The organism is Paraburkholderia sp. (assembly GCF_035501035.1).
Classification (GTDB): domain Bacteria; phylum Pseudomonadota; class Gammaproteobacteria; order Burkholderiales; family Burkholderiaceae; genus Paraburkholderia.
Genome location: NZ_DATJWR010000077.1, coordinates 18,459 through 33,038, shown reverse-complemented (window position 1 = coordinate 33,038; position 14,580 = coordinate 18,459). Strand labels below are relative to the sequence as shown.

Here is a 14,580-nt window from a genome sequence, read left to right as displayed (position 1 = left end):
CGGCCAGCGCGAAGGCGATGCCGGCCCAGTCCCATGCGCTCGGCCGGATGGCCTCGACGGCCCACAGCCACAGGATCGCGACGCAGACATAGACGCCGCCGTAGGCCGCATAGGTGCGTCCGGCGGCCGTGGGGTGCAGCGCGAGCAGCCACGCGAAGAGCGCGAGCGAGGCTGCGGCGGGCACGATGAGCCACGCGCTCGCGCCTTCGCGCAGCCAACGGTAAGGCAGGTAGCAGCCGATGATCTCGGCAAGCGCGGTCACGACGAAAAGCAGGAACGTCTTCATGGGCGGCGCTCAGGCATGCGGGGCGCCCATGGTAGCGCAGGCCGCGCGGCAACCCGCACGGGCCTCGCACAAAACGGCGCGGGCCGCGAACGCATGCGCCACGCACCCGCCACGCCGGCGCCGTTTCTGGCACTCCGACTTCGAGCACCCGAGCCTCGATCACTCAAATATCGAGCCTCGCGTACTCGCCACTCCGACACTCGCCCCCGCGGCTCAGGGCCGCTCGCCACGCGCAAGCCGCGCGTCGATCTCGTTCACCACCGGCAGCAGGTCGGCGACGCTGTCGATCACGTAGTGCGCGCCGGCCGCGCGCAGGCGCTCCACGGCCGCTTCGCGGCGGCGCGCGAACTCGTCCGGCGCGAGCGCATGGACTTCCGCTTCGGTCAGCCCGAACGCGTTGCCGCTCACGGCGACACCAACCGCCCACGTCCCGCCGTTGATACCCTCCTCGATGCCGACTTCGGTGTCGTCCACCTTGATCGCCTCGCGCGCACGCCACACGCCGAGCTGCGGCAGCGTGCGGTAGATCATGTATGGCGACGGCCGGCCCTCGGGCGTGTCGCCCGTGCAGACGATGCTATCCGCCTCGAAGCCCTGCGCCGCCGCGCCGGGCACGATCTGGTCGATGATCTCGCGCGTGTAGCCCGTGGTCGAGCCGATACGCACGCCCTCGGCGCGCAGCGCGGCCGTCACGGCGGCGACGCCCGGGATCACGTCGCTGTACTGCGCGGCCACGGCGATGTTCTTCGGCACGAAGACGTCGTACACGGCATCGATGTCGGCCTCGCCCGGCGCGTGGCCGTAGCGCGCCTCCCACGCCGCCGCGACGCGCGGCAGCGCGAGCAGCGCCGCGATATGCGGACGCTTGGCCATGCCCATCGGGCCGCGGGCCTCTTCGATCGTGATCGGCACGCCGAATTCCTCGAAGGTCTCGACGAATGCGCCCATTGGCGCGCGCGAACCGTAGTCGACTACGGTGCCGGCCCAGTCGAAGATCACTGCCTTGACGTGTTTCATTACATGCATCCTGCCAATAAATCGATGGTGTGAAGTCTGTTCGTGATGCGCTTGTCCGCGAACGAGGCTCGAGCGGGCTCAAACGTGTTCAAGCGGCGAGCGCCTCGCGCGCGCCGAGGTCGGCCGGCGTGGGTGCGGCGCTCGCCACGCCGAGCGTGCGCAGCGCCTCGCCGCAGGCGGCCACCACGCGGCGCATGACCGTTTCGTCGAGCGCGCCGATGCAGCCGATGCGGAAGCTCTCCACACTCGTGAGCTTGCCCGGATAGATGATGAAACCCTGCGCCTTCATGAGGTCGTAGAAGCGCGCGAAGTCGAATGCCGGATCGGCAGGCGAAAAGAACGTGACGATGATGGGCGAGCGCCAGCCTTCGGTGAGCAGCGGCTCGAAGCCGAGAGCGTGCATGCCCTCGACGAGCACGTCGCGATTGCGCGCATAGCGCGCGAGGCGCCCGGGCTGACCACCTTCGAGCGCGTGCAGGCGCAGCGCCTCGATGAATGCGGCCACCGCATGCGTGGGCGGCGTGAAGCGCCACTGGCCGGTGCGGTTCATGACGTCCCACTGGTCGTGCAGGTCGAGCGAGAGCGAGTGGCTCACGCCTTTCGCGTCTTGCAGCACCTGCTTCTTCGCGATCACGAAGCCAAAGCCCGGCACGCCCTCGATGCACTTGTTCGCCGACGAAACGAACGCATCGCACGGCAGCGTGCGCACGTCGAGCGGCACGGCGCCGAACGCGCTCATCGAATCGATCAACAGACGCCGGCCCTGGCGGGCCGTCACGGCGGCGATCTCCTCGATGGGGTTCAGGATGCCCGAGCTCGTCTCGCAGTGCACCGCGACCACATGCGTGATGTCCGGGTTCGCGACAAGCAGGCGCTCGACGTCCGCTGCGCGCGGCGGCAGGTAGTCGCCGGTGTCGTGCACCGTGTGCTTGCGGCCGAGATAGCCGAGCGTCGTGGCGATGCGCTTGCCGTACGCACCGTTGGCGAGCACGAGGGCGTGGCCGTCGCGCGGCACGAAGCTGCCGAGCATCGCCTCGACACAGTAGCTGCCGCTGCCCTGCAGCGGTACGCAGTCGTACTCGCCCGCCTCGTTCCCTGCGATTTCGAGCAGCGCCCGGCGCAGTTGCGCGGTCATGGCGCGAAAGTCGGCGTCCCACGAGCCCCAATCGCGCTGCATCGCGGCCTTGGTCGAGGCTGCGGTCGTGAGCGGTCCAGGGGTCAGGAGATACGGCTCGGCGGGGGTAGTCATGCAGGCTCCGGTGGGCAGGTCCAAACAATCAGTGCCGACACGTTAGCGCAGCGCCGTCTATCGGTAAAATCGATATAATTGATGTCGGTATAAGCCTGACTTATCGATATTACCCGGGGGGGAGCTTCGTCATGCAATACGCGCAATTGCGTGCCTTTCACGCCGTCGCCGAGCACGGCGGATTCTCGCGCGCCGCGCAGGCGCTCTCGCTCACGCAGCCCGCCGTGTCGGACCACGTGCGGCGGCTCGAGCAGGATTTCGGGGTCAAGCTCTTCGAGCGCGCGCCGCGCGGCGTCGAGCTCACCGAACTCGGGCGGCGGCTTTTTGCGGTGACGCGTCAGATGGTGGGTTGCGAGCGCGACGCGCGGCGCCTGCTCGAAGCAGCGGGTGCGCTTGAATCGGGCGAGATCGCGCTCGTCGCCGACGCCCCCGATCTCGCCATCAAGCTGATCGGCGCGTTCAGGCGGCGCTATCCGGGCGTGGTAATCAAGCTCTCGATCGCGAACGCGGCCGAGTGCATGCGCCGCGTGCTGGCGAGCGAAGCCGACGCCGCCATCACGGCGGCGCGCCAGGTGCACAGTCGCCTGCAGGCGCGCGTGTTGCGCGAGGAACCGCTCGTCGCGGTCGTGCCGGCCGACAGTCCCGCCGCGAAAAAGCGGCGCATGACTTACGAGGAACTCGTGCGCGAACCGATGGTGTTTCGCGAGACGCACTCGGTCACGCAGCAGTTGCTCGAAGCGGAACTCGTGCGCAAAGGGCTGCAGGTGCAGCCCGTGCTCTACGTCGACGGCCGCGAAGCGCTGCAGACGGCCATCGCACAGGGTGTGGGCGTGGGCGTGATCGCGCACGCGGAATTCGGCGAGTCGCGGCGCATTCGCATGCTGCCGCTCGTGGACTGTCAGGTGCGCATGATCGAATCGCTCACGCGGCTCGCCGATACCTCGTCTTCGAATCTGCTCGACGCGCTTTTTGCAACCGCGCTCGACTAGGCGCCGACTGATTGTGTCCTGCGACCGTTCTCAGGACACGACGATTTCCGCGCCGACGGCGTGCAGCAGGTCGCGCAGCGTTTCGGCCTGTTCCATGCGCGCGCCATGGCGCAGATGGATGCGCAATGCGTGCCCCGCGATGCCCTCGACCGGGCGCGCGAGCCACAGTTCGACGGCGAGCCCGAGCCCGTCGGGCGCATCGGGCACGACGGGTTCGACGACGCGCGGCTTGAAGGAGGCGGATTCGGACATATCGGGTCCTCGTCGGTGGCGGGATCGACTTCATCGTAACGAGGCGGCGCGCTCGCGCCAAACGAGAAATCCGCGTATGCAAATGAGGACGGTGTGCCAATGGTTGGTGCTGGCCGTGGGATGCGGGATGTGCGGGCACCACACTCATGCGCCCTGATTGGAGCGAGCCTTTTCACACGCCCGCTTTCCCACCGGCATATGGCCACGCGTGGCAAACTGGACGAATCGTTCCGCTTCGCGTGCACCCGGAGTCAGTGCTTTACGCCAATTCCGGCTGACCGCTTTGCATTGCACCGGAGTACCGCGGTAAGCGGCTCATGCCCCGACTCTGGCCGACAGCGTTACATGGGACGAGAGCAAGAGCAGTGCATGAGCGCGGATTCAGTGCCAGGCACCCACTCTCGTCCACAGCTTTGCATGGGATCAGAGTAAGGGCCAAAGCCCGACTCGGGTCGACAGGAGTCCTTCATGGAACGCCCCTTTACGGATCGCCGCGAAGCGGGCCGTCTGCTCGCCGCCCAGCTCTCGGCCTACGCCGACAGACGCGACGTCGTCGTGCTCGCACTGCCGCGAGGCGGCGTGCCGGTGGGCTATGAAGTCGCACGAGCGCTGCGGGTCGCACTCGACGTGATGCCCGTGTGCAAGCTCGGCGTGCCGTGGCAGCCCGAACTGGCGATGGGCGCGCTGTCGTCGAACGGCGCGCAGTACGTGGACGCCGCGCTCGTGCGCACGGCCGGCGTGAGCGAGGCGCAGCTGCAAAGCGCAATGGCGCTCGCGCGTATCGAGCTTGGCCGCCGCGAGGCACGCTATCGTGGCGAGCGCGCCCCGCTCGCGGTGGCGGGCCGCGTGGCGATCGTCGTCGACGACGGCATGGCCACCGGCGCATCGCTCAGGGCGGCGGCGCGCGCGCTCGCTACACTCGGCCCTGCGCGTATCGTCGCCGCGTTGCCTGTCGCGCCCGCGGGCTCGCAGGACCGGCTGCGCGGGACCGTGGACGAATTCGTCTGCGTGCGCATGCCCACGGCGTTCCATGCCGTCGGCCAGTTCTATGGCGATTTCGACCAGGTCAGCGACGAGACGGTGCGCGACCTGCTCGAGCGGGCCGCGTCTGAGAATACGCACGACGACGCGAACGACAGCTCGAGCAACGGCGCGAACGCGTGACCCGCGCCACCCCTCGTGCTTTTGCGCCCACGCTGCCGGCGCTCATGTCACGCGCCAGAGCCACGGTTATCGCACCGGGTTCGAGGCGTGCTCGCCCACCACGGTCTGCCACGGGCGCACACGCCAGCGCTTCACGAGCCCCGAGAGCACATAGGGATCGGCGCGCGCAAAGGCTTCGGCGGCTACCGGACTGTCGCCCTGGAAGAGCAGCAGCGCGTTGTCGACGGGCTCCGCTATCGCGCCCGCGAGCAGCAACTCCCCGCGTTCGGCGGCAGCCCACGCGAGCGCCAGATGCGCATTGCGGTGCTCGGGGCGGCGTTCGAGATAGTCGTCGGCGAGTTCGTACATCAACAGGTAATGCATGGGCGTTCTCCGTTCTGTAGCGGCCGCAGTGGAACCTGGCGCCAGCCGATAGCGGACATTGTGCAGCAGCGCGCGCGTCAACCGAACACTGCGCCACGTCGTTTTAGCAGAGGCTTTGCCATAATGATGACCGCGCAAGCCGCACCAGGTAGCCACGGCTTCGCCGCACAGCCGGCGACAACGTCCAAATCCAAGAGAGTGAACGATGAAAATGCAATCCATCATGGCTGCAATCGTGCTGGGCGGCGTGCTGGCTGCGCCGGCATTCGCGCAGACCGCCGCGCCGGCATCGGCGCCGGCGAACAGCCAGCAGAACAAGATGAAGGCGTGCAACGCCCAGGCCGGCGACAAGAAGGGTGACGACCGCAAGGCGTTCATGAAGCAGTGCCTCTCGGCCACGGGTACGCCGGCGCCGACGATGAGCCAGCAGGATCGGATGAAGGCGTGCAACGCGCAGGCCGGCGACAAGAAAGGCGACGACCGCAAAGCGTTCATGAAGCAGTGCCTCTCGACGAAGAGCTGAACGCCCCGCTCCCAAACCCTCTTCCACGCGCAGGATCCGCACGCCGCAGCGTTTGCTGCGGCGTTTTCTTTTTTGACGCGGCGTTTTGTGCGCCGCAGCGTTCCTCGATGTGCCGTTCGCGTGTCTCGTCCGGTGTGCGAATCATCGTGCGGACGTGCGTTCCCCGACAATCCCCGGCATTCGGCCGCGCCGTTTTTCTCCTATGATGGCTGCAGCGGCGCCCCCTTTATCCCAGAAGAAATCACACACGAGCCATCGGGTCGCCGTGTTGACGTTGATGCCTACGGCATCGAACGGAGGCGCTGATGGCGTGGAGACACAAGAACCGCTGGTTTCGCCGCTGGCTGATGGTGATCGTCTTCTGGCTCGTGCCGGTGATGATCGTCGTGGTGCGCGAGATCCAGGACGAGATGGCGTACAACCGCGCGGACCTGCAGCGCGCGCTGACCACCTGGACCCTCAGCGACGCCGAGCGCGCCGCCGGCGCCGCGCTGCGCTGCCACGGCACGCCTGAAACGGCTCGCGCCGCGGGATGCCCCGCAGACGTGCTCGCGGCGAATGCCCAGCGCCAACAGGAAGCGCTCGACGAATACGCGGTGCGGCGCGCGACGCTCGCGGGCTACCTGTGGCACGCATTCGTCGGCTACTGGGTCGTGCCGGCTGCGGTGCTGCTCGCGATCGGCGTGCTGATCGGCGCCGTGAAGCGCGCCCTGCGCAGGCCGACAGCCAAGCCGGCGGCCGAGCACTAGCGCTTGCGGCGCCCGGCGCGCCGTAAGCCCGGCCTCCGGATTGCCCAGGCTCGAGGTGCTCATCGAAACGTCTGTGCTATAACCGACAAGTGCCGCCGTATCGCGGCGCCCGGCAACCAGAACGGAGAACAAGATGACCGCATCTCGCTTCATTTTGAAGGCTTCTGTCGCCATTTCACTCGCCGCCGCGGCACTCTCGGGCTGCACCACTACCGGCAACCAGCCGCCCGACGCCGCCGCCAACGCGTCGCGCGCGCAATCGATCGATGCCGATGTCGACGCCACGCTGTCGCGTCTCTACCAGACCGTGCCGGGCTCGCGTGAGCTGGTCGGCAAGGCGCGTGGCATCCTCGTGTTCCCGCGTGTGGTCCAGGCCGGCATTGGCGTGGGCGGCGAGCACGGCGACGGCGCGTTGCGCGTGGGCGGCAGCACAGTCGGCTATTTCAGCACGTCGTCGGGCTCGATCGGCGCGACGCTCGGCGTGCAGTCGAAGTCCGTCATCTATCTCTTCATGACCGAAGACGCACTCGCCAAATTCCGCAATTCGAGCGGCTGGTCGGTGGGCGGCGACGCTTCGGTCGCGCTCGTGAAGGTCGGCGCGAACGGCTCCATCGACACCACCACGGCCACCAAACCCGTGCAAGTCTTCGTGCTCACCAACAGCGGCCTGATCGGCGACCTCTCGCTCGGCGGCACGAAGATCTCGAAGCTCGATCTCTGACGCGCATCCAGCCCGTCGGATATCGCGCACGTCCGCGCGTTCAGCTCAACTCGCGGACGTGTCGACCACCTTGAAGCGCGAGCGCTTGCTCGCGCGAATCACCGCCTCATACGCCTGCACGTACTCCTGCGCCATGCGGTGCGACGTGAAGCGCTCCTCGAAGCGGTGGCGCACGCCTGCGCGGGAAATGCGCGAGACGCGGTTGACGGCCGCCACGGCGCCAATCTCGTCCTCGACGATATAGCCCGATACGCCCTCTTCCACTACCTCCGGCACCGCGCCGCGATTGAACGCGATTACGGGCGTGCCGCACGCCATCGCCTCGATCATCACGAGGCCGAACGGCTCCGGCCAGTCGATCGGAAACAGCAGCGCATGCGCGCCGGAGAGGAATTCGGCCTTCTGGCTGTCGTTGATTTCCCCCACGTACTCCACGTGTGGCAATGCGAGCAGTGGCTTGATGTCGCGCTCGAAATACTCGCGGTCGGCCTCGTCGACCTTCGCGGCAATGCGGATGGGCAGGCCGCAGCGCCCGGCGATGCGTATTGCCGTATCGACCCGCTTTTCCGGCGAAATGCGGCCGAGAAACGCGAGATAACGCGGCTCGACCGGCTGCGGCGTGTAGAGCTTTTCGGGCAGGCCGTGATAGACCGTGCGCAGCCATTTCGCCTGCGGCATGGGCTGGCGCTGCGAATTCGAGATCGAGATGACGGGCGCGGTGTTGAACGTATCGAAAACCGGCTGCTGCTCGGGCAAATCGAGACGGCCGTGCAGCGTCGTCACGAACGGCGTTTCCTGACGCTTGAATACGGAAAACGAGTAGTAGTCCATATGGAAATGCAGCACGTCGAACTGGTCGGCCTGACGGCGCACCATCTCCATGAGGAGCATGTGCGGCGCGATGCGGTCGCGAATACCGGGGTCGAGCCGCAGCGCGCGCGGCCACACGGGCTCGAGCTTGGCACGCGTGAGCGAATCGCCGCTGGCGAACAGCGTAACGTCGTGCCCGAGATCGACCAGCGCTTCAGTGATGTACGACACGGCGCGCTCGGTGCCGCCGTAAAGCTTGGGCGGGACCGATTCGGTCAGGGGGGCGATCTGCGCAATTCTCATCAGGTGTCTCCAGAAAACGGGGCCGCGTTGTGCCTGGTTTCGGCCCGGTCATTCTATGTCAGGCCGGCGCCGCGGCTCTCGCCGACAGAGGCTCGGTCCGGCTTTGGCGGGGGCCGTTTTGCCATGGGTCAACGGCGCGTGACCGGTTCATTATCCGGCCAGGTATGGCGCTGCGACTGTGGATCTTTCAATTGCTATACGGTTTTACACGACGAAACATCCGGGTGCTGCTTTGCATGGGGATGTGGCGCGCGGCCCGAGTTGGCGCTCACGCGCCAACTCCCGCCGACCGCTTTGCATGGCGCCAGAGTAAGCGCTGAAGCGCTAACTCTGGCCGACCGCTGTGCATGGGGCCAGAGTAAGCGCTGAAGCGCTAACTCTGGCCGACACGTGGCGGCCACCTCCACGGTGGTACGTCAAGCGCTTCCGGCTCGGCGAATCCCGTTGCACCCAGGCGCCGCTCGAGCACGATCGACTGGCTTGCCGACTCGCGCTCCAGCGCCGCAACAAGCCGCGCCGCGTGCGAGACGACGATCACCTGCGAATGCCCGGACGCCCGTGCAATGAGCCGAGCCAGCGAGGGCAGCAGGTCCGGGTGCAGGCTCGTCTCGGGCTCGTCGAGCACGAGCAGCCCCGGCGGCCGCGGGCTCAGCAACGCCGCCGCTAGCAGCAAATACCGCAAGGTGCCATCCGACAGCTCGGCGCCGCGTAGCGGCCGCAGCAGCCCCTCCTGGCGCAGCGCCACCTCGAAGCGCCCCTCGTGATTCACGATCTCCACGCGCGCGCCCGCAAAGGCGTCGCCGATCGCGGCATCGAGCGCGTCGCCATCGCCAATCTCGCGGATCGTCTGCAATGCGGCAGCGAGGTTCCCGCCGTCATCGGCAAGCACCGGCGAATGCGTGCCGATCTGCACCTGGCGCGCGCTCGCGTGCTCGTCGGTGCGGAAGTGGTCGTAGAAGCGCCACGAGCGGATCTGCTCGCGCACCGCAATCATCTCGGGCGCGCTGCGCGGGTCGGCGTACTCGGTCATCATGCTGTCGAAGCTGGCCACGGGCTGCGCGAGCGTCGTCCAGTCGCCCGAGGTGTCGCGGATGCGGATCATCGGCCCCTGGCGATCCACGAGCAGTGCCGAAGGCCGCAAGACCGGCCCGCTCCAGATGCATTCGCGCTTGATCGCCGGATCGAGCGAGAACTGCGAGGACGACGGCAGCGGCAACCCCAGATCGATCGCATAACCGAACGTCTCGCCGGCGAAGCCGAGGCGCAGGCTCACCGGGTCCTTGCGGACCGTGCCCTGCACGGCGTACTCGCCCGCGGCGACGGCACGCGAGAAGCGCTCGGGGCCGGCCCACAGCGTGGATTGCAGACCGCCCTCGCGCGCGAGCGACGGAATCACCCCGCCGCGCGCGGTGAGCGCGAGCAGGCGCAGCGCGCGGTAGAGATTCGACTTGCCGCTGCCGTTCGGGCCGGTCACGACATTGAGCGCGCCGAGCGGCACGATGAGCTCGCGCAGCGAGCGGTAATTGGCAATGGCGAGCGTAGTCAGCATGAAAGTGCATGGCGGCGCGAATGCGCCTCGAAGTGCCGGATGAGCCAACGCAGCATCATACGCAATCGCGAAAATGCGCGAAGCGCGGCACGGCCCGCGCCGATCTGGCATCAGCGCGGCTGTGGCACCGCTGCCAGGTCGCGCAGGAAGCTGTCGCGCCACACGCCGAGATCGTTGAGCCTCAGCGCCTCCATGTTGGTCTGGTAGCGCGCCTTGCGCTCGTCGAGCGGCATCGAGAGTGCGCGCCCCAACGCCTCCGACATGCCGGTTGCATCGTGCGGATTCACAAGCAGCGCGCCCGTGAGTTCGGCGGCCGCGCCCGCGAAGATCGAGAGCACGAGAACGCCAGGATCGTCTGGATTCTGCGCGGCTACGTACTCCTTCGCGACGAGGTTCATGCCGTCGTGCAGCGGCGTGACGTAGCCCACCTGCGACTCGCGAAAGAGCGACATCAGCTTCCATCGGTCGTACTGCTGGCTCAGATAGCGGATCGGTGTGTAGTCGAGGCCCGAGTAGCGGCCGTTGATGCGCCCCGCCTCGCGCTCCAGTTCCTCGCGGATCACCTTGTAGCTCGCGACGTCCGAACGCGTGGGCGGCGCGATCTGCACGAGCGTGACCTTGCCGCGCCATTCGGGTGAGGTTTCGAGCAACTGTTCGAACGCATGGAAGCGCTCGACGAGCCCCTTCGAGTAGTCGAGCCGGTCCACGCTCATGATGAGTTTGCGCCCTTCGAGGCTCTGCTTCAGGTCGAGCACGTGCTGGCGGCTCTCGTAGCGCGCGGCCTGCTCGGCAATCTCGTCGGGGAACACGCCGATGCGGTAGACGCCCGTGCGCAGCTTGCGGCCATAGGCTTCGACTTCGCTGCGCTCGTGGTGGCCTCCGCCCCCCGTGACCTTGCCGTGCGCCTCGCGTGCGATGTAGTCGTGGAAAGCCTGCTGGTCGTTGTGCGTCTGAAAGCCGATCAGGTCGTAGCAGCACAGCGATTTTACGAGCTCGTCGTGCGGCGGTATGGTCTGCAACACCTGCGGCGAAGGAAAGGGAATGTGCAGGAAAAAGCCGATGCGGTTGCGCAAGCCCTCGGAGCGCAGCGCCTCCGCGAACGGGATCAGGTGATAGTCGTGGACCCAGACCATGTCGTCGGGGTGGATCAGCTTGATGAGCTTGTGCGCGAGCCAGGCGTTCACGCGCCGGTAGCCCGCGTATTCGTCGCGCTCGTAGCGCGCGAGGTCGTTGCGGTAGTGGAAGACCGGCCAGAGCGTGGCGTTCGAAAAGCCGCGATAGTACTGATCGTAGTCCTTACGAGTTAGACCGACTGTCGCGAAGGTGACGTGGCCTTCTTCGACGAGCGTCGGCCCCGCGTTCGCCACCGCCTCGCTCACCACGTCGCCGCTCCAGCCGAACCACACGCCGCCCGAGTCCTTCAGCGCGCCGAACACGCCCACCGCGAGGCCGCCGGCCGACCCTTTGGTTTCCGTCGGCGTCGCCACGCGGTTCGAGACGACTATCAGTCTGCTCATCTTGCTGCTCCTCCACCTGCCGTCATCGGCTATTTCACGCCTTTTTCATCGCCTTTTCGGGCCATCTGCGGCGCTCCTGCCGCCTTTCGCGCCGGCGCGGCCGCTCATCCATCCTCGCGCCGGTTTTCCGCCACTCTCTCGCGCGCCTTGGCGCCTGCCGGCGCTTCCGCCTGCGCGGCGCGTCGTGCCACCGGCCCTTCGCCGTCGCTCGGCGCACGCGTGCCCGTCACCGGGTCGGCCTCGGTATGCGCCGCCGTGCTCGACGCCGCTTGCCGCGCGGGGCGGCGCGCCAAGGGCGGCAGTTCGCCTGCGCTGCTTTCGGGTTCCGCCGAGAATTCGGCCCGCGTCCGCGGCAGGTACTGCGGATAATGCTCGTTCACGAAATCCAGCAGCCCTTCACGCACGCGGCAGCGCAAGTCCCAGTTGAGCCCGGAGTCGCGCGAGCTCACCAGCACGCGTAATTGCATGGCTCGCTCGTTGGCGTCGGTGACCTGTAAAACCTGCACGCGGCGATCCCACTCGGGCGCGTTTTCGACGATGCGCCCGAGCGCCTCGCGCAGCGGCTCGAGCGGCATGCGGTAGTCGAGCCACAGAAACACCGAGCCGATGATCTGCGAGCTGCTGCGCGTCCAGTTCGTGAACGGGTTCTCGATGAACCACTGCAGCGGCACGATGAGCCGCCGCTGGTCCCAGATCCGCACCGAAACGTAGGTGCCCGTAATCTCCTCGATGCGCCCCCATTCGCCCTGGATCACGACCACGTCGTCGAGCCGGATCGGCTGGGAGAGCGCGATCTGCAAACCGGCAATCATGTTGCCCAGCACGGGGCGTGCCGCGATACCAGCGACGAGACCGGCAACGCCCGCCGAGGCGAGCAGGCTCGCACCGATTTGCCTCACGTTCGGAAAGGTCATGAGCGCCGCCCCGACGCCGATGATGATGATGAGCACCATCACCGTGCGCGCGAGCACGCGGGCCTGTGTGTGGATGCGGCGGGCGTGGAGGTTGTCGGCAGTGTCGAGCGGATGCGCGGCGATGATCGCCTCGCCGATGGCCGCCGCGCAGCGCACCGAAAGCCAGGTGATCGCGGCGATCAGCGCGAACGCGCACAGCTCGCGCAGGCTGCTGATGAAGCGCAGCGTATCGGGCGCCTGCCACCAGACGTATTCAAGAGAGAGGATGACGAGCACGGCCAGCGCGGGCTTTTGCACATAGCGCACGAACACGCTCACGCGCGGATACGGGCGCGCGAGGCGCCGCACGACGCGCTTGCCGATCCAGTGCGCGGTGAGCGCCAGGACGAACGCAAACGCGCTCATGATCAGCGTGCCGAACCAGGTCTGCAACGGGCCGTCGGCCAGGCGGGTGAAATCGTCGAGTGTCGGCATCTGCGGGCGGTTCCTCCTGAGCGATACGGCGACTCGTGGAAACGGCACGGGCGCAGGCCCGCGAACGAAAGCGGCCTGGCTCGCCTGGATCGGGCGGCGAGGCGGACTGCCTCCCGGTGCGCCCCGGCCAACTACCGCCCAATTACCGGCTAATTACCGGCTAATTACCGGTCAGCTACCGGCCAATTGCCAGCCAGCCAATGGTCAGCAACCGGCCCGCAACGCGCCCTTGATGATGGCGTCGCTGCCATGGAAGGTGCCGCGACGCATCGGTATTCGCATTTCCGAACATGGCGCACGACACGGCGCAAGAAGCACATGCCCGTAAAGCCGTGCGGCCATCCTCGCGCAACGCCCCTATCGCAAAGACAGGGCTATCGCGCGAACGGCGGTGGGACGCTGTCCGCCGCGCCAGTGGCGGCCGCTAAATCGCCGGCCGCCGAGATCGTGGCCGGCACGACACGCCGGCCATGCGTGAACCGGCGGCCCTCAGCCGCCGTTGCCGCTCTTGCAGGGAAACGCCTTGCCGAGCCCGAGCGAGATAGCCGTGCTGGCGTTGTAGCCGGCGACGTTCGGATTATCGGCGATGTACTTGCGCACCGCGTCGGTCAACTGTGCCGAGCCCGCGTCCGGCGGCAGGCAGAAGTACTGGCCGACGCGCGGCCCGGTCGTGCCGCCGATCGCGTCGATGGTATTGAAGATGCCGTCGGCGGCACCCTCGATGTACGCGGCGCACGCGCTGCGCGAAGCCACGTCGGTCTTCGTGCAGAGCCGGTTGAGGTCGCTCGCCGTAAATGCAAATGCGGACAGCGGTAGCGCCATCGCGCCCGCGCAGATCAGAACCCGCAGCATGGTTCTCCTTGAATTGTCATGGGGAGCGGCGCCAGGCGCGCCGCGAGGCGGCCTGGCTGATAGGGCCTGGCCGCCTTTAACCCTATTATTTTGCACTGTTTTGCGGCACTGCCGTACTCGTTGTGGGCAGGCCAGCCTGCGTCATGCGCGCCGTCAGGTCCTTGATCGCGTCGGGCGCCTTGTACTGGCGAGCGAAATCGAGCGCGGTCATGCCGATCTGGTTCTTCGCGCCGAGCGTCGCGCCATGCTCGAGCAGCACCTGGAGCGTCGTGAGATGATCGCCGCGCGCAGCCATCATGAGCGGCGTCGTGCCGTTGGGCGAGAGCGCGTTGACGTCGGCCGAATAGCCGATCAGCAGCTTCGCGACGTCGTCATTGCCGTTCGCAGCCGCGTAATGCAGCGGCGTCCAGCCCTTCTTGTTGACCTCGGCGCCCTTCGTGATGAGCAGCTTGACGAGATCGAGGTCGCCGTTCAGCGAAGCGAGCATCAGCGCGTTTTCGCCCGCGCGGTCTTCGGCGGCGATGTTCGTCTTCGGGTCGTCGAGCAGCACTGCCGCGACCTTGTCGGACTTCTCGCGCGCGGCCAGCACGAGCAGCGGCATGCCCTGGTCGTCGGTCGCGTTCGGGTCCATGCCGTTCGCGAGCGCTTTCTGGACGCCCTTGTCGTCGTCGAACTTGACACCCTTCACGAGCGAGTCGATCGGCGCGGCGTGCGCGGCTGCCGCGCCGAACACCGTGGCGGCAAAGCCGAGCGCGAGCGCAGCGGCGGTGCGACGAACGGCGTTATTGACTGGGGAAGCGGCGTGCGAAAGCGGTTTCGAGTTCATGTCAAGCCTTAACGTTATCTTC

The 14,580-nt window shown here is 67.2% G+C and carries 16 protein-coding genes; 5 read left to right on the top strand and 11 right to left on the bottom strand.

Annotated elements, in window-relative coordinates; all coding sequences use genetic code 11:
• From VMJ11_RS05520 to VMJ11_RS05510, 3 genes are all read right to left on the bottom strand, one after another.
• Positions 1-286: YnfA family protein (locus VMJ11_RS05520; RefSeq protein ID WP_325617746.1), on the bottom strand; the 286-nt coding region annotated here is incomplete at its 3' end.
• 213 nt (positions 287-499) lie between these two features.
• A complete protein-coding gene (gene phnX, locus VMJ11_RS05515) occupies positions 500-1,303 on the bottom strand; it encodes a phosphonoacetaldehyde hydrolase (protein ID WP_325617744.1) in 804 nt (267 codons plus the stop codon).
• Positions 1,304-1,391: 88 nt separating this feature from the next.
• Positions 1,392-2,552, bottom strand: a complete 1,161-nt coding sequence (locus VMJ11_RS05510) for a 2-aminoethylphosphonate--pyruvate transaminase (RefSeq protein ID WP_325617742.1) — start codon at positions 2,550-2,552, stop codon at positions 1,392-1,394.
• A 131-nt stretch (positions 2,553-2,683) separates the two neighbouring features.
• Here VMJ11_RS05510 and VMJ11_RS05505 point away from each other — a divergent pair, with 131 nt between their 5' ends.
• Entirely contained in the window at positions 2,684-3,541 is an 858-nt protein-coding gene (locus VMJ11_RS05505) for a LysR substrate-binding domain-containing protein (protein ID WP_325617739.1), read from the top strand.
• Positions 3,542-3,571: 30 nt separating this feature from the next.
• Here the strand turns inward: VMJ11_RS05505 and VMJ11_RS05500 are convergent, their stop codons facing one another.
• Positions 3,572-3,793, bottom strand: coding sequence for a hypothetical protein (locus VMJ11_RS05500; RefSeq protein ID WP_325617737.1), 222 nt, complete (start codon positions 3,791-3,793; stop codon positions 3,572-3,574).
• A 468-nt stretch (positions 3,794-4,261) separates the two neighbouring features.
• Here VMJ11_RS05500 and VMJ11_RS05495 point away from each other — a divergent pair, with 468 nt between their 5' ends.
• On the top strand, positions 4,262-4,957 hold the full coding sequence (locus VMJ11_RS05495; protein WP_325617735.1) for a phosphoribosyltransferase: 696 nt from the start codon (positions 4,262-4,264) through the stop codon (positions 4,955-4,957).
• Between the two features lie 66 nt (positions 4,958-5,023).
• Here the strand turns inward: VMJ11_RS05495 and VMJ11_RS05490 are convergent, their stop codons facing one another.
• Complete coding sequence (locus VMJ11_RS05490; RefSeq protein ID WP_325617733.1) at positions 5,024-5,320, bottom strand: YciI-like protein; 297 nt, start codon at positions 5,318-5,320, stop codon at positions 5,024-5,026.
• A 205-nt stretch (positions 5,321-5,525) separates the two neighbouring features.
• Between VMJ11_RS05490 and VMJ11_RS05485 the strand changes: the two genes are divergently transcribed.
• From VMJ11_RS05485 to VMJ11_RS05475, 3 genes are all read left to right on the top strand, one after another.
• The gene (locus VMJ11_RS05485) at positions 5,526-5,843 is read left to right on the top strand and encodes a PsiF family protein (protein WP_325617731.1); all 318 of its coding nucleotides are present in this window, start codon (positions 5,526-5,528) and stop codon (positions 5,841-5,843) included.
• Positions 5,844-6,148: 305 nt separating this feature from the next.
• Positions 6,149-6,592, top strand: coding sequence for a hypothetical protein (locus VMJ11_RS05480; RefSeq protein WP_325617729.1), 444 nt, complete (start codon positions 6,149-6,151; stop codon positions 6,590-6,592).
• A gap of 133 nt (positions 6,593-6,725) precedes the next feature.
• The gene (locus VMJ11_RS05475) at positions 6,726-7,313 is read left to right on the top strand and encodes a BPSL1445 family SYLF domain-containing lipoprotein (RefSeq protein WP_325617727.1); all 588 of its coding nucleotides are present in this window, start codon (positions 6,726-6,728) and stop codon (positions 7,311-7,313) included.
• A 45-nt stretch (positions 7,314-7,358) separates the two neighbouring features.
• Here the strand turns inward: VMJ11_RS05475 and VMJ11_RS05470 are convergent, their stop codons facing one another.
• The 6 genes from VMJ11_RS05470 to VMJ11_RS05445 form a co-directional block, all read right to left on the bottom strand.
• On the bottom strand, positions 7,359-8,426 hold the full coding sequence (locus VMJ11_RS05470; RefSeq protein WP_325617725.1) for a glycosyltransferase family 4 protein: 1,068 nt from the start codon (positions 8,424-8,426) through the stop codon (positions 7,359-7,361).
• A gap of 373 nt (positions 8,427-8,799) precedes the next feature.
• Complete coding sequence (locus tag VMJ11_RS05465) at positions 8,800-9,975, bottom strand: AAA family ATPase (protein ID WP_325617723.1); 1,176 nt, start codon at positions 9,973-9,975, stop codon at positions 8,800-8,802.
• Between the two features lie 110 nt (positions 9,976-10,085).
• Positions 10,086-11,492, bottom strand: a complete 1,407-nt coding sequence (gene otsA, locus VMJ11_RS05460) for an alpha,alpha-trehalose-phosphate synthase (UDP-forming) (RefSeq protein WP_325617721.1) — start codon at positions 11,490-11,492, stop codon at positions 10,086-10,088.
• Between the two features lie 104 nt (positions 11,493-11,596).
• Positions 11,597-12,880 (bottom strand): mechanosensitive ion channel family protein, encoded by a 1,284-nt coding sequence (locus VMJ11_RS05455; protein WP_325617718.1) that lies wholly within the window; start codon positions 12,878-12,880, stop codon positions 11,597-11,599.
• Between the two features lie 489 nt (positions 12,881-13,369).
• Positions 13,370-13,732: a Rap1a/Tai family immunity protein gene (locus VMJ11_RS05450; protein ID WP_325617716.1), complete on the bottom strand. Its 363-nt coding sequence runs from the start codon at positions 13,730-13,732 to the stop codon at positions 13,370-13,372.
• An 85-nt stretch (positions 13,733-13,817) separates the two neighbouring features.
• A complete protein-coding gene (locus VMJ11_RS05445) occupies positions 13,818-14,558 on the bottom strand; it encodes an ankyrin repeat domain-containing protein (RefSeq protein WP_325617714.1) in 741 nt (246 codons plus the stop codon).
• Between the last annotated feature and the right edge of the window lie 22 nt (positions 14,559-14,580).

Excerpts from the sequence above, each read along its gene's own strand:
- phnX (WP_325617744.1), bottom strand. The coding sequence starts at position 1,303 with ATGAAACACGTCAAGGCAGTGATCTTCGACTGGGCCGGCACCGTAGTC.
- VMJ11_RS05510 (WP_325617742.1), bottom strand. The coding sequence starts at position 2,552 with ATGACTACCCCCGCCGAGCCGTATCTCCTGACCCCTGGACCGCTCACG.
- VMJ11_RS05505 (WP_325617739.1), top strand. The coding sequence starts at position 2,684 with ATGCAATACGCGCAATTGCGTGCCTTTCACGCCGTCGCCGAGCACGGC.
- VMJ11_RS05500 (WP_325617737.1), bottom strand. The coding sequence starts at position 3,793 with ATGTCCGAATCCGCCTCCTTCAAGCCGCGCGTCGTCGAACCCGTCGTG.
- VMJ11_RS05495 (WP_325617735.1), top strand. The coding sequence starts at position 4,262 with ATGGAACGCCCCTTTACGGATCGCCGCGAAGCGGGCCGTCTGCTCGCC.
- VMJ11_RS05490 (WP_325617733.1), bottom strand. The coding sequence starts at position 5,320 with ATGCATTACCTGTTGATGTACGAACTCGCCGACGACTATCTCGAACGC.
- VMJ11_RS05485 (WP_325617731.1), top strand. The coding sequence starts at position 5,526 with ATGAAAATGCAATCCATCATGGCTGCAATCGTGCTGGGCGGCGTGCTG.
- VMJ11_RS05480 (WP_325617729.1), top strand. The coding sequence starts at position 6,149 with ATGGCGTGGAGACACAAGAACCGCTGGTTTCGCCGCTGGCTGATGGTG.
- VMJ11_RS05475 (WP_325617727.1), top strand. The coding sequence starts at position 6,726 with ATGACCGCATCTCGCTTCATTTTGAAGGCTTCTGTCGCCATTTCACTC.
- VMJ11_RS05470 (WP_325617725.1), bottom strand. The coding sequence starts at position 8,426 with ATGAGAATTGCGCAGATCGCCCCCCTGACCGAATCGGTCCCGCCCAAG.
- VMJ11_RS05465 (WP_325617723.1), bottom strand. The coding sequence starts at position 9,975 with ATGCTGACTACGCTCGCCATTGCCAATTACCGCTCGCTGCGCGAGCTC.
- otsA (WP_325617721.1), bottom strand. The coding sequence starts at position 11,492 with ATGAGCAGACTGATAGTCGTCTCGAACCGCGTGGCGACGCCGACGGAA.
- VMJ11_RS05455 (WP_325617718.1), bottom strand. The coding sequence starts at position 12,880 with ATGCCGACACTCGACGATTTCACCCGCCTGGCCGACGGCCCGTTGCAG.
- VMJ11_RS05450 (WP_325617716.1), bottom strand. The coding sequence starts at position 13,732 with ATGCTGCGGGTTCTGATCTGCGCGGGCGCGATGGCGCTACCGCTGTCC.
- VMJ11_RS05445 (WP_325617714.1), bottom strand. The coding sequence starts at position 14,558 with ATGAACTCGAAACCGCTTTCGCACGCCGCTTCCCCAGTCAATAACGCC.